At 43.6% G+C, this 13967-nt stretch carries 11 protein-coding genes; 5 read left to right on the top strand and 6 right to left on the bottom strand.

Annotation, left to right across the window (positions count from 1 at the left end; all coding sequences use genetic code 11):
• Window positions 1-81: 81 nt before the first annotated feature.
• The 4 genes from AB1I63_07875 (at window position 82) to AB1I63_07890 (ending at window position 7931) form a co-directional block, all read left to right on the top strand.
• The gene (locus tag AB1I63_07875) at window positions 82-5706 is read left to right on the top strand and encodes a S8 family serine peptidase (GenBank protein MEW4354790.1); all 5625 of its coding nucleotides are present in this window, start codon (window positions 82-84) and stop codon (window positions 5704-5706) included.
• Between the two features lie 250 nt (window positions 5707-5956).
• A complete protein-coding gene (locus AB1I63_07880) occupies window positions 5957-6274 on the top strand; it encodes a PadR family transcriptional regulator (GenBank protein MEW4354791.1) in 318 nt (105 codons plus the stop codon).
• On the top strand, window positions 6271-6867 hold the full coding sequence (locus tag AB1I63_07885) for a DUF1700 domain-containing protein (GenBank protein MEW4354792.1): 597 nt from the start codon (window positions 6271-6273) through the stop codon (window positions 6865-6867). Before AB1I63_07880 ends, AB1I63_07885 begins: the two co-directional genes overlap by 4 nt.
• Window positions 6864-7931: a DUF4097 family beta strand repeat-containing protein gene (locus AB1I63_07890; protein MEW4354793.1), complete on the top strand. Its 1068-nt coding sequence runs from the start codon at window positions 6864-6866 to the stop codon at window positions 7929-7931. Before AB1I63_07885 ends, AB1I63_07890 begins: the two co-directional genes overlap by 4 nt.
• A 40-nt stretch (window positions 7932-7971) precedes the next feature.
• Here the strand turns inward: AB1I63_07890 and AB1I63_07895 are convergent, their stop codons facing one another.
• From AB1I63_07895 to AB1I63_07920, 6 genes are all read right to left on the bottom strand, one after another.
• Complete coding sequence (locus AB1I63_07895; protein ID MEW4354794.1) at window positions 7972-8295, bottom strand: GFA family protein; 324 nt, start codon at window positions 8293-8295, stop codon at window positions 7972-7974.
• Between the two features lie 96 nt (window positions 8296-8391).
• Complete coding sequence (dltD, locus tag AB1I63_07900) at window positions 8392-9666, bottom strand: D-alanyl-lipoteichoic acid biosynthesis protein DltD (GenBank protein MEW4354795.1); 1275 nt, start codon at window positions 9664-9666, stop codon at window positions 8392-8394.
• Complete coding sequence (dltC, locus tag AB1I63_07905; GenBank protein MEW4354796.1) at window positions 9659-9898, bottom strand: D-alanine--poly(phosphoribitol) ligase subunit DltC; 240 nt, start codon at window positions 9896-9898, stop codon at window positions 9659-9661. Before dltC ends, dltD begins: the two co-directional genes overlap by 8 nt.
• Before the next feature lie 14 nt (window positions 9899-9912).
• Window positions 9913-11157 carry a D-alanyl-lipoteichoic acid biosynthesis protein DltB gene (gene dltB / locus AB1I63_07910; GenBank protein ID MEW4354797.1) on the bottom strand — a complete coding sequence of 415 codons (1245 nt, stop codon included), beginning with the start codon at window positions 11155-11157 and terminating at the stop codon, window positions 9913-9915.
• Entirely contained in the window at window positions 11154-12701 is a 1548-nt protein-coding gene (gene dltA, locus AB1I63_07915) for a D-alanine--poly(phosphoribitol) ligase subunit DltA (protein ID MEW4354798.1), read from the bottom strand. Before dltA ends, dltB begins: the two co-directional genes overlap by 4 nt.
• A 9-nt stretch (window positions 12702-12710) precedes the next feature.
• Window positions 12711-12842, bottom strand: a complete 132-nt coding sequence (locus AB1I63_07920) for a teichoic acid D-Ala incorporation-associated protein DltX (protein MEW4354799.1) — start codon at window positions 12840-12842, stop codon at window positions 12711-12713.
• A 167-nt stretch (window positions 12843-13009) separates the two neighbouring features.
• On the opposite strand from AB1I63_07920, the gene AB1I63_07925 reads away from it, so the two are divergent.
• The gene (locus AB1I63_07925) at window positions 13010-13963 is read left to right on the top strand and encodes a S66 peptidase family protein (protein MEW4354800.1); all 954 of its coding nucleotides are present in this window, start codon (window positions 13010-13012) and stop codon (window positions 13961-13963) included.
• Window positions 13964-13967 lie beyond the last annotated feature (4 nt).

The raw sequence follows: 13967 nt of genomic DNA on the forward strand, positions 1-13967 counted from the left end.
AATTTTCAGAATATTTTTATTAATATAGAGAGAACAAATATCTTTTCGCAAAGAATTTGATTATTTTTAAAGGAGATTCCTATGAAACAACGTTTTTCTTTACGTAAGTATAAGCTAGGCTTAGCCTCTGTTTTACTTGGAATTGCGATCTTTTCAGCAGGACGCCCTGTCCTAGCCGATGAGCTAGTCAGTGCTACTTCGCAAACAACCGAAGAAGTAGTTTCAAGCACAACAGACACTGCACCACAACCAGTCGTAGAGAGCCAGCCTGAAGTGGCTTCTACATCTGAGGTAGCAACTCCAGCTCCTAATCTGGAAGTGCCTGCTCCAGCTCCAGAAGCTACCAATCTGGTGGAAAATCTAGCTGAGACAGCGCAAACAGCAGAACCTACTGCTACGGCTCTACCTCTCAGTGAGAGCAGCAATGCCTTAATCAACCTTTCTCCTGCTTGGAAAGAAGGCTATAAAGGAGAGGGCATGGTAGTTGCCGTCATCGACTCTGGTCTTGATGTCGAACACGACGTTCTCCATCTCTCAGACCCTCTAACTGCCAAGTATAAAGACAAAGAATCCTTTGAAGCGGTGAAAACAGCCGCAGGAATCTCCTATGGAAATTGGTATAACGACAAGGTCATCTTTGGCTATAACTACATGGAAAGCAATTCTGAAATCAAGGAATCAGAAGAGGGATCGCATGGCATGCACGTTGCTGGTATCGCTGTGGGAAATCCAACCAAACCAGATAGCAGTGGCGAGTACATCTACGGTGTCGCTCCAGAAGCACAGCTGATGTTTATGCGGGTATTCTCAGATACCATCCAGGGTACAGATGCTTCCCTGTATGTCCGTGCGATTGAGGATGCTGTTAAGTTAGGCGCTGATAGTATCAACCTCAGTCTCGGAGGCGCAAATGGTTCTCTCATCAATGTCGGCTCTGCTCTTGATGAAGCGATTGACCGCGCGAAAAAAGCGGGAGTTAGCGTTGTAATCGCTGCTGGAAATGACGGAGCTTTTGGCTCAGGGCATGCCGCTCCTTTAGCTGAAAATCCTGACTACGGCCTGGTCGGAAGTCCTTCTACCGCTGCTGGTGCTATTTCTGTGGCGTCTTACAATAACTCCACCATTACAACAGAAATCATGAATGTGGTAAGCTCTGATAGCAACCAGCCTCTTTATAACGGCAAGGTGCCAGTCATCGTTTCTGACAGCGTCATCCCCTTTGAAGCTGGAGAGTCCTACGACTATGTCTTTGCAGGACTTGGAAAAGAAGAAGATTTTGAAAATATCGATGTCACAGGAAAACTTGCCCTCATCAAGCGTGGCGAAATTACCTTCGTTGAAAAGATTAGCAATGCTGTCGCAAAGGGAGCCGTTGGTGCCATTATCTTTAACAACCAAGAAGGTGCCAACATCAGCATGAGTCTTGATGAATTGACAAAAGTGGTCCCAAGTGCCTTTATCCCGCTCAGTTTCGGGGAAGAATTAGTAAAAGGCAACTACCAAGTGCAATTCAACAAGCAAAATGGTATGATTCCAAATCCAGAAGCCAAGCAATTATCTGACTTCTCTAGCTGGGGATTAACCGTTGATGGCGAATTAAAACCGGATGTAGCAGCACCAGGTGGTGCGATTTACTCCTCTATCAACAATGGAAAATACGAATCTAAAAACGGAACCAGTATGGCTTCACCACATGTCGCTGGAGTTGCTGTCCTTGTCAAACAATACCTCAATCAAAAATACCCAAGTAAAACACCAGAAGAAATCGAATCTTTGGTGAAAAACTTGATTATGAGTACGGCAAAACCTCATTTTAATGAGGAAACGCTAGCCTATACTTCTCCACGTCAACAAGGGGCAGGGCTTGTTGACACACATGGAGCTGTTTCAACAGACCTCTATGTGACTGGTACAAATAACTACGCTAGTCTCAGCCTCGGCAATGTCGATTCGAACTTCACCCTATCACTCTTACTCCACAACATCAGTGATACAGATAAGACCCTCACTTATGTGACGGAAGTCAACACAGATACTGTTGAAGATGGTCACATTACCTTGAAACCTCGCTTACTGGAGCAGTTAAAGGGCGAAACCGTTACTGTCAAAGCCAATAGTAGCCTTGCAATTACCGTTAAGGTCGATGCTAGTAAATTCCACGATGAACTCATCGAGCAAATGCCAAATGGGTACTACTTAGAAGGCTTTGTGCGTTTCCTTGATGCTGACCAAAAAGAAGTTGTCAGCATCCCTTATGTCGGCTTCAACGGCGAATGGCAGAATCTCGCTGTTCTTGAAAGCTCTATCTATGAATTACTCAAAGATAATAAGGATGGTTTTTATTTTGCGCGTGTGGATGATCACACAGCCGCAAGCGATAGCGATGCAACTGCCTTGGTGACAGCTAGCTCTGAATACGTCGTTTCCCTCAAGAAAAGAGAAAACCGTGGGGTAGTCATTTTGGGTAGCCAAGTAGACGCTGACGGTGACTCTGTCATTCAAGTGGATGAAACAGGAAATGTTCTCCTTGCATTCTCGCCAAACAATGATAAAAACCAAGACATTATCGGTCTAAAAGGGGTATTTCTCAGAAACTACCGCAATCTTGTGGCTAGTGTTTATAAAGCAGATGACCAAGCAATGGAACATCCGATTTGGCAAAGTGAGGCTGCTGAGGGGGATAAAAACTTCTTCTCAGGAGATCCGAAAAAACCAAAATCAAGCGTTATTGATGAGAGCATCTGGGATGGTACAGATAAAGATGGAAATGATGTAGCTGATGGCACTTACAAATACGTTGTTCGCTACACCCCTCTTGTTCCTGGAGCAAAAGAGCAAACCATCACATTTGATGTCATTCTTGATCGCAAGTATCCAATCATTACAACAGGCATCTATGATGAGGGAACTCGTCACTTCACCCCTCGAGCTGTCATTGAAGAAGGTGGCTCAGGTATCAAACTTGAGCAAGTCTTCTATCTCCATGCAGATGACAAAGGCTTGACCTATACCACTCAAGACTCTTCAAACTATGATAATAAAGTGTTGATTGAGCGCAACGCAGACGGTAGCTACACACTGCCAGAAAATGTAGATCTACAAGAAATCTACTATGCAGTCGAAGACCATGCTGGAAACGGACAAGTCCTGCCTCTTTCTGAAATCATCTTGACGGACAATCACTCTGGACGCGTACAAATCGGTATCAGGGATGAGCAAAACAACGCACTAAATACACTTTATACCTATATCATCCATGATCATAAGGGACAGGTCGTAAATCCTCTCCTCACCCCATCTGGTCTTGTTATCTTACCTTTTGGAGACTACAATGTTGAATTGGTAGCCTATGATCGGGATAATCTGAAACCTGTCAGCGCAAAAGTCTTGCCACTACAAGTCTCAGAAGATAAAAGCTACACAACTCTTCATTTCCTCATGAAATCCCTCACTTGGGCTCCTGTGGATATCCAGTTTAATCAAGCGGCACAATCTGTGGAAGTCACTCTGTTAGACGCTGAAGGACGTACATTTGTACTGCCACTTGAAAAATACTTGGCAAATACCTACGGAAAAGATGTACCAACTGGTAATTACCAACTACAAGTTACCTTGCCAGAAGGGCTTGAGCTCCTCGAAGACATTCAGGAATTGATCGTGTCTCCAGCTGTGACAAACCACCAAGCACTAACCATTATTGACAAACGTAATCTCCTAGCCTTGATTGAGCAGTTAAAAGCGATTTCTGAAGAAGCTCGTTACTTCAACGCTCAAGAGGCAACCCTGACTGCCTTTACAGAAAGCCTTCAAGCAGCAAAAGAAATTGCTAGTCAAAAACAAACTCAAGAAACGTTAGATAAGGTAACAGCTCAACTAGAAGCTGCGCTTAAGGCTTTGGACGGAAAAGAGACAGACTTCAGCAAACTCCTTGAAGCCTTGAAACAGTACAGCCCAGTTGTGGCTTCTGCGACCTATTTCAATGCAGATAGTGATAAAAAGCTAATCTATGACACCACCTACCGTGTGGCTCAGCTTTTGGTCGATAAAGCAGGTATGACGCAAAAAGACGTGGATGCTGGTCTTCAACAACTTCTTGACGCCCAAGCTGCCTTGAACGGTCAACCAACCAACCTTAGCCGTCTTAAGGAATTGGTGAGCCAAGATCAGACATTACGAACAACGGCTGCTAGCTATGTATTTGCCACAGAGCCTCAAAAAGCCTTGTATGAAGCAAGTATTGATGCTGCTAAAGCAATCTTAACAGACCCTGCTGCTACTCAAGAGCAAGTCAACCAAGCCATCGCAACTCTTGAAAAAGCAATCAAAGATCTTGATGGTCGTCCTGCTTATACAGCAAACCTTGAAAGTCTAGTAGCTGATCAAGTAGAATTCCAACAAACAAGTGCTAAGTACCGCTTTGCGACAGAGACAGCCCAAGCAGAATACGCAACAGCTCTTACCGCTGCTAAAGCTGTGCTTACAAATCCACTGGCGAGTCAAGCAGAAGTCGATCAAGCTCTTGCCATCCTCAAACAAGCCATGGAAAACCTTGACGGACTTGAGCCTAATAAAGCTAGCTTGGAAACATTAGTTCAAGCACAAGCAACGTTCCAACAAACAAGTGCTAAGTACCGCTTTGCGACAGAGACAGCTCAAGCAGAATACGCAACAACTCTTGCCGCTGCTAAAGCTGTGCTTACAAATCCACTGGCGAGCCAAGCGGAAATTGATCAAGCTCTAGCAACCCTCAAACAAGCCATGGAAAACCTTGACGGACTTGAGCCTAATAAGACAAGTTTAGATAAATTAGTTCAAGCACAAGCAACGTTCCAAGAAACAAGTGCTAAGTACCGCTTTGCGACAGAGACAGCTCAAGCAGAATACGCAACAGCTATTGCCGCTGCTAAAGCTGTGCTTACAAATCCACTGGCGAGCCAAGCAGAAGTTGATCAAGTTCTAGCAACCCTCAAACAAGCCATGGAAAACCTTGACGGGGTTGAACCTAACAAGACAAGCTTGGAGGAGTTAGTTCAAGCACAAGCAACGTTCCAAGGAACGAGCGCTAAGTACCGCTTTGCGACAGAGACAGCTCAAGCAGAATACGCAACAACTCTTGCCGCTGCTAAAGCTGTGCTTACAAATCCACTGGCGAGCCAAGCGGAAATTGATCAAGCTCTAGCAACCCTCAAACAAGCCATGGAAAACCTTGACGGAGTTGAGCCTAATAAGACAAGTTTAGATAAATTAGTTCAAGTACAAGCGACATTCCAAGAAACAAGTGCTAAGTACCACTATGCAACTAAAACCACTCAAGGAAGCTATGCGACTGCTCTTGTCCTTGCACAAACTGCCTTGAGCAATCCACTTGCAAGCCAAGCAGAGATTGACGCTGCAAAAGAGACTCTTGAAAAAGCGATGGCAGAGCTCGATGGTGTTGAACCTCAAAAACAACCAACACTGATTGCACAACCAGCTAAAAAACAAGAAACACCTACAAGAAAACCTGTCAGCCTCCCTGCTCCATCTCTTCTTGCTACGACAACTACTACCAGTAAGAAAGTAGAAACAACTACTCTACCAGTTGCCACAACAAAAGCAACCTTACCAAAAACAGGTAGCACAACGCTTGACACCAACCTTGTAGCCGCAGGATTTATCCTCCTAGGACTTGGTTTTATGGTTCAAAAACGCAAAGAACAACAATAACATCTCTTCAAACTAGGCGGAGACAAACTTCAGAGATTGGGAACATTCCCAGTCTCTTTTTGCATATATAGTTATTTCGTTTTGATTTAGTATGAGGCAACGTCGCAGACATCACTAAAGTTAGGCAGAGTAACGACATAATAAATCAAAACGAAATGACTATATTTTCTTGACAAGCTCTATCAATAGGTATATAATTTATATATAAAATAATTATATATAATTTTTTAATACATAAGGAGGTGAGAGTATGTATTTCCCCGTATCATCGACCTTGATTGAATTTCTAATCTTATCCATTGTGGAAAAGGAGGATTCCTATGGCTATGAGATTAGTCAGACCATCAAGCTCATCGCAAATATCAAAGAGTCCACGCTCTATCCGATTTTGAAAAAATTGGAAAAAAACGACTTTTTGACCACTTATTCTCAGGAATACCAAGGGAGAAAACGCAAATACTACTCCATTACCCAAGGAGGCGTTGAAGAACTTGCTGTCCAAAAATTAGAGTGGGAACATCATACGGAAACTATTGCAGGGATTATTGAAGGGAGGATTCGAAAATGACACGCGACGAATATCTAACACAACTCAAAAAATACTTGAAAAAATTACCCCAAAAAGATTATGAAGAAGCGATTGACTACTTCACCGAGTATTTCGACGAGGTCGGTCCAGAAAACGAAGAAAGGGCGATTGAAGAATTGGGTACACCTAAAGAAGCTGCCCATGATGTCCTTCGTGACCTCTTAAAAGAAAAAGTGAATAGCGATGAGCCTGAGCAACGAAAACATATTCTTTTGATTGGGATTTTAGCACTCTTTGCAGCACCTGTGGCAATACCCGTAGCTATCGGTATTGCAGCTAGCATCATCGGCTTACTATTAGGCATTCTTGCGGTTGCCTTTACACTTTGCTTCACCATTTGTTTACTGAGTTTTACGACTTTTTTGATAGGTGCTAGCCTCATTTGGGAGAGCTTTACCGTACTGCTTGCGACATCTAGCAATGCCTTTGCCCTTGGTTTTGGTTTGGGCTTATTTGCCATAGGAGCTTCTCTCTTAACCTTTCTAGCTGCCTTTTACATCATCAAAGGGACAAAATGGACTCTTTTAAAAGTCATTCAAGGAATTAGCCAAAGAAGGAGGAAAGTAGCATGAAAAAATGGAAATCATTCGTATTTGGAGCAGGCTTGGCTTCCCTTGTCCTTGGTATGGCGCTAAGCGCCATCGGCATTCGTAACGAGGGCTTTAAAGACATTGAGACAGCCTATGGAAAAGTGACCTTTACCGAGGATATTTCGGAAAAAGAAAGCAAGACACTCAAAAAAGTCAGCGTGGACGTGGATACCCAGCATGTCCTCATCATTCCTTCCCTCGATAATCAAATCCATATCCGCTATTTTGTAGCCGATAAACAAAAAGATAAGATTCGTCATACGTTAAAAGACGGCACACTCTCGATTCATGAGCAGAATCACCATGATTCCCATCTCGAACTCTCAAGTGGCTTTGCGCCTTTGGTCAGCTTTATCCAACATAATCAACGTAATGCCTATAATGTCTACATCGAAGTTCCAGAAGGACTTGCCCTTAATGAGGTGAAAGCCACTGTTCTCCAAGGAGATATCAAAATCGGTGACATTAGTAGCCAGACAGTGTTCGCAAATAGCGATTTTGGCAATGTCAATCTTGAACAGACAAACTTCAAAAAAGGAGAGTTCAAGGTCAATCAGGGGATCATTGGGCTAAATCAATTAGCACTTGAACAGGTCACCATCAAATCCAGTGGTCAGCTAAACATCTTTAAGAGTAACCTCTCAAAGACTGATATTACAGGCGAAGATGGACCTGTCTTTATCCAGCAAAGCAATCTACTTGAGAGCAAAGTCACCAATCCAGATGACACGATAGCCATGTTCAAAGGGCAACTGACAAGCAGTCAATTTAAGACAACAACGGGCGATATCAACTTCTCTCACACAAGTTTCACGGGAAACAATACCGCAACCACTCAAGATGGCAAGACTCAAATGAGACTCAACCAAAAAGAACTCAATCACCTTCACCTCTTTGCTCAGACCAAACAAGGAGAGCTCACCTCTGACTTTGACGGCAAACAATCCACCCAAACCTACGAACACCAGGTAGAACCGTCAGGAAATAACATCACTCTCACCTCTGACACAGGAGACATTGAAATCCTAAATAATCCATATGGATAACTCATAAAAATAAGACTGAGCATCTACTCAGTCTTATTTTTTATATCTCTTCTAGCCAAGGAAGAACTTCCTCATCATGAATGTGTTTTCTCGCTAACGAACTGAGATCTTGGTCGCAGCCATCTATCGTTCCCAACTTCAACATCAACTTATGTGGCATATCGTCTTTGATATGATAGAGTTGGCTATGGCAGGTTTTGCAATAATAGCGCTTTTTCCCTGGTGATGATTCGTAGATCACTAATGACTCTTGACCAGATAGCAAGGTAAAGCTAGACAAGTCCACCACCGAATTTGCCGAAAAAGCTGTTGCACTAGCTTTTCTGCAAAAAGACAATAGGAAATGTAAGCTCTGTGACTTCATAGCTCACCTCACGGCACAAACACGAACCTGTAATCATCAAATGACTCCTCCTTATACGAAAAATCAAGGTCGCTTGTTAGTCGAACTTGACTACTTTTAATGAAGTGAAAATTCTCTCACATTGCCCTCATAGTTCGCCCATTCCTTGCTGAAAAAGGCTGGATTGATATGATAAGCTGGGGCGGGTTTAGGATTTGAAACAAAAGGATCAACGACCTTGTCAAACTCGAGCCAACCCAGCCAGCCCATGTGAATGGTGTCCTGCATGAAGTAGGGCTTGCCACCATCTTTTGAGAAGTCAGCGATATGGCTAAAACCTTGACTTTCTAGCTGGTATTTAATCTTTGTCACCGCTTTTTGGTACATAGCCTTATCAAGCCCCGTATAGTCCATCCACTTTTCATTGACCGGCGGAATGACAAAGAGAACATTGATCTTAGACTCCGCAAATTGATTCAAGACCAACTGTAAGTCGTTGTATTCAGGCGACTGAACGTAGGATAAATGCTTTTGAAATCCTTTTAATTCCTTGAGTTTCTTGGTCAAGCGTTTCTTATAAAAGGTATCATCAATCCCAAAATCATTGGTTTTGGTGTGCTCTTTGGCTTCTTCAATCGCTACTTTTTCAAGCTCTTGATAAGAAAATGTCTCTGGTAATTTCTCCAATTCTGGCAAGACTTTTTTCTCATAATTATCATTATTTTCAGAAGTCAGATTGCTGAAAAAGAGATCCTGCCGTTTGTTGATACGCTCCATGAGATAGATATACTGTTTATCAAGGCTGCTAAAGCTTTCTTGATTTGCCAACTGCTTGACCTTATCTTTCATGGCTACATTTGGATAAAGTGCTAGAAGACGTTCTGCTGCATAGCGTGCTGCCTCATCTTCTTTTTGCTGGTAGAGAAAGCTCGTCAGCTGATCACTATTAAAATACTGCTGAAAAGCACTCGAATCATATCCGGTCTTTGTAAACCACTGGGGTGAGACAACATAGACAGCAGTCTTATTTTCCAATTCTGGCAATATCTGCTGCATACCAAAATATTGGTTGAGAGAAGCCGCCCCACGCTGTCCTAAAAAGTAAGGACGATAGGTACGATCATACTTCTCAGCTAGGACTGCTGGGTGCATACTATCAAAACGAAGCCACTCGCTCGAGCCAAAAAATGGGACAAAGCGATGATTCTCATCTGTCAAAGCTCGAACTTTTTGCGTTCTGCCTTTGAAACTGCGAGTCGTCAAGGTCACCGCTGAGCGTTTTTCTACCTCCACATCATGGCTGAGATTTGTCGGATAAAAGAGCAAAAATGCTCCCACCATCAAGGCCGCACAAAAGACTGGTCCTAAAATCAGCCATAGGCGCCTAAGCATTTCTCAACTCCGTAATCCCTTCGATGATTTTATTAGCCGTATTCCAGTCGTCACGACCAAATTCAGACACAGGTACACGGATGTCAAAACGAGACTCGATTTCAACAATCAACTCTACGGTTCCCATACTGTCTAGGACTCCAGCGTCAAACAAATCTTCATCCATCATGTCTGAGACATCTTCCATAAACAATTCATCAATAATTTCAATTACTTCTGCTTTAATATCCATCAGAAAACTCCTTTTTATTTCTTAAACCATAGGTCATTTAAAAATCCAGAAAAGATTAAAAATGACAACATCACAACGTGGAAAGTCACCACGATTCCGAGAAGCTGCGTAAAGCGATTGTCAGGCAAGAGAGCAAGACCCGCTTTTTTGCGTTCTTTATTGAGCGTTTTTTTCTTGCGAATCCAAGCATCATTGACCACAAGCCCCAGACCATGAAAGAGACCGTAGGCGATATAGTACCAAGTCACTCCATGCCAGAAGCCCATGACCAGCATATTGATCAGATAAGCCACACTGGAGGTCGTATTGCGGTTTTTAAAGACCTTGTTTCTCATCAACACCATGACCAAACGCATAAAGACAAAATCTCGGAACCAAAATGATAAGCTGATATGCCAGCGATTCCAAAATTCCTTGAGGTCACGCGACAAGAAAGGCTTGTCAAAGTTATGCGGACTTTTAATTCCCATGAGGTAGGAAATCGCCACTGCAAACATGGAATAGCCTGCAAAGTCAAAGAATAAATCTAGACCAAAGGCATACATGACACCCAAGCTCGGCAGGTTGAACCAGCCACCTTGTGACAAGGCGTATTGCTTGAGTGGCGGTAAAATCATGGAGCCAAAAATATGAGCCAGAATAAACTTATATAAAAATCCTAGCATGATATAGCGGACAGCCACTTCCAGCATATCGAGCAACTCCTCACGCTCAGGGATGTTGATATAGTCCTCTTCAAACCGACGGAAACGGTCAATCGGACCACTGGAGAAGGTCGGCATAAAGAGCAGGAAACGTAAGAATTGCCAGAGGCGAAAGTCTTTTAGAACCCCGTCACGCATCTCTATAATCATGCCAACTGAACGGAAGGTCAGATAGGAAATCCCTAAAAAGCCAAAGAGCGATTGGTGCCCTGAAATGGCAGGTGTGACCTTCACCTGCGCTAGCGGCAGGACGGCAAGGAGAACATGGAGAAAAAAGACCCATTTATTGTCCTGTTTCGCACGATACCATTTGTAGCTAAAGACCCAAACAAGCTGCCACAGGACATAAAAGAAAAGAGCGGCAAGTTGGGCAGGGCTATCCCCTGTCAACATAAAGACGATAAAGGCTAGGCTGACCAATCCCTCATACCAAGCAAACCGCTTCTTGAAGAAGAGTCCGATAAAGATGGGCAAGACCGCAGCAATCAGATAGACAAAGTACTGAGGTTCTCCATAAGGCTCCAAATGCGGAAGCTGTTTGAGAAAGTCCATCATCGGTTGTTTACCTCGTTAATCAAGCCTTTAATGTCAATCTTGCCATTTGGCGTCAAAGGAAGACTCTCACGGTAGAGGAATTTAGATGGCATCATATAAGACATCATGATGTCTTCCAAATCTTCTTTAATAGCCTTGGTAATATCGATGTCGCGTTCAAACTGCTCGCGCACCCCTTCTTTTAAGATGACATAGGCCAGAAGATTTTGCACCTTGTGGTCCTTGTTGTAGCGCGGAACGGCAACTGCTGACTTGATATACTGCGATTTATTGAGGTTTTGGGAAACATCTTCAAGCTCAATGCGGTAGCCGTTAAACTTGATTTGGAAGTCCATCCGACCACCGTATAAAAGCAGACCATCTGGGGTCATTGAGCCCACATCCCCTGTATGATAGGCTGGTAGTCCTTCAAATTCAAAGAAGGCTTCGGCAGTCTTTTCAGGATTGTTCATATAGCCTTTTGAAACGGCTGGCCCTGAGACGATAATTTCTCCCTGCTCACCAAATGGTAGTTTATTGCCTGCCTCATCGATGATAAAGGTTGGCGAATCGTCCTTGGTATAGCCGATTGGTAAGCGTTTGAGGGTTGCTAACATCTCATCTGTTACTGCTACTGCCGACAAAGCAACGGTTGCTTCAGTCGGTCCATAGGCATTGATAATCCGTGCATGCGGGAAACGGTCGCGGAGTTTCTGAGCGGTTTTCACCGTCAATTCCTCACCGTCAAAGTAGAAATGCGTAATCTGTGGCATTTTTTCTGCATTGAAATCCTCAGACAGCATCGCCAAGTCCGCAAAAGATGGCGTTGAGGTCCAAATGGCAATCGGCAAATCTAAGATGGTCGCAAATAATTGCTTGAAATCCTGCGCCATGCTGCTTGGTAGGGCAAAAAGAGTTCCACCTAGAGCCAGGGTTGGGGCCCAATACATGACGGACAAGTCAAAAGAATAGGGAGGCTGAGCCAGCATCTGGGGTTGGCTTGGCGTCGCAAATTCCTTGTCTGTAATCATCCAGTTGGTAAAGCTGAGCAGGTTGTCATGAGAAATTTGCACCCCTTTTGGCTTACCTGTTGTTCCAGAGGTGAAAATGATGTAGTAATTGTCATCTCCCTTGACCGAATGCGTGATGTCATAAGCCGTTTTTTGTGCGAAGATGTCCTTGACTTCTGCCAAACTCATCTTAGGCGTCGCCACATCCAATGGGAAATCCGCAATCCCGATAATCAGGCTAGGCTCTGCGACCTCTAAAATAGCAGACACGCGCTCCAAGGCAGAGTGGCTGTCAATCGGAATATAGGCATGGCCGGACTTGGTCAAAGCGACAAAGGTCGCAAGCATTTCATACTCTTGTCCGCCAAAGACGACGACAGGAGATTTTGCAGGCAAGCCAAGGCTGTCAATCTTTGCAGCTAGGCTATCTGAATCTTCCTTCAAATCACGATAAGTATGGACTTCTCCCAAGATATTATAGACAGGAAAATCTGGCTGAATCGCCGCATACTGCTCAATCGTTTCAATCATATCCTTAATCATTAACTGTGTCACCATTCACCTCTAAAATTCATTATAAATAAAGCCACCTTGCCCTTGTCCAAGATAGGAAAAAAAGTACAGGAGGCCCAGAAAAATTACAAAATACAACAAGGTCTGCCCTAAAAATTTATATACGGTTGGATGTTTCTTCATCATTTATTCACTCTTTTGTTAGAATATCTAACCTATTTTACCATTTTCTAGGGCAAATATTCAATATAAAACTTTTTAAAATAGCAATTCCATAGGCAAAGCTGAAAAAACCTTGCTTTTCCTTTTTAAAAAGAGTATAATGGTCAGAAATCAAAGGAGGTCCTATTATGAAAAAACTCAGTAAAAATGCCCACATCCGTGTCCTTAGCCCATCATCATCGATTGAACACATCGGTGGATTCGATGCCAATCGTGCTGCCAAGGATCGTTTGGAAGCTCTTGGTTTTCAGCTCTCCTTTTCAAGCCACTACGATGAACATGATCTGCTAGACTCCGCCAGTATCGAAAGCCGTGTAGCAGACTTACACGAAGCCTTTTTAGATGATAGTGTGGATATGATTTTAGCTACAATTGGTGGCTTTAACTGCAATGAACTCTTGCCTTATCTAGACTATGACTTGATTAAAAATCACCCTAAGCTTTTTTGTGGCTACTCAGACACGACGGCTCTCCTCAATGCCATCTATGCCAAAACAGGGTTAAAAACCTATATGGGGCCGTCCTATTCTAGCTTTAAAATGGAAGCCCTCCAAGACTATCAGACAGAAAGTTGGCTCAAAGCCCTGACCCAGACATCCTATGACTTGACCCCAAGCAAAGAATGGGGGAGCAACGCTTGGTATCTGCCGGATGCGGAGATGATTTTCCACAAGACCGAGTGGAAGGTCTATAACCACGGACAAGCCAAGGCAACGGCTCTAGGGGGCAATTTATCGACCTTCTCACTTCTACGTGGCACGCCTTATGCACCGCAAAACAAGGACTACATTCTCTTTTTAGAAGAGGCCGAAGAAGATGATTATTTCAACTTCGATCGTGCGCTAGCGGCGCTTCTTCAAGCCTATCCAGAACCAAAGGCAGTTCTCATTGGGCGGTTTCCAAAAGAATGTGAAATGACAGAAGAACTTCTTCTTTATATCCTAGACAAATACCCTGTCCTAAAGACGATTCCAGTCATCTATGATATGGACTTCGCCCACACCCAGCCTCTCTTTACAGTCACAATCGGGGCAACCGTTAGCCTTGATACCAAGACCATGACCGTCCATGTAGAGGAGTGAGAGT

This window comes from Streptococcus pneumoniae (genome assembly GCA_040719455.1).
GTDB classification, from domain to species: Bacteria; Bacillota; Bacilli; order Lactobacillales; family Streptococcaceae; genus Streptococcus; species Streptococcus pneumoniae_G.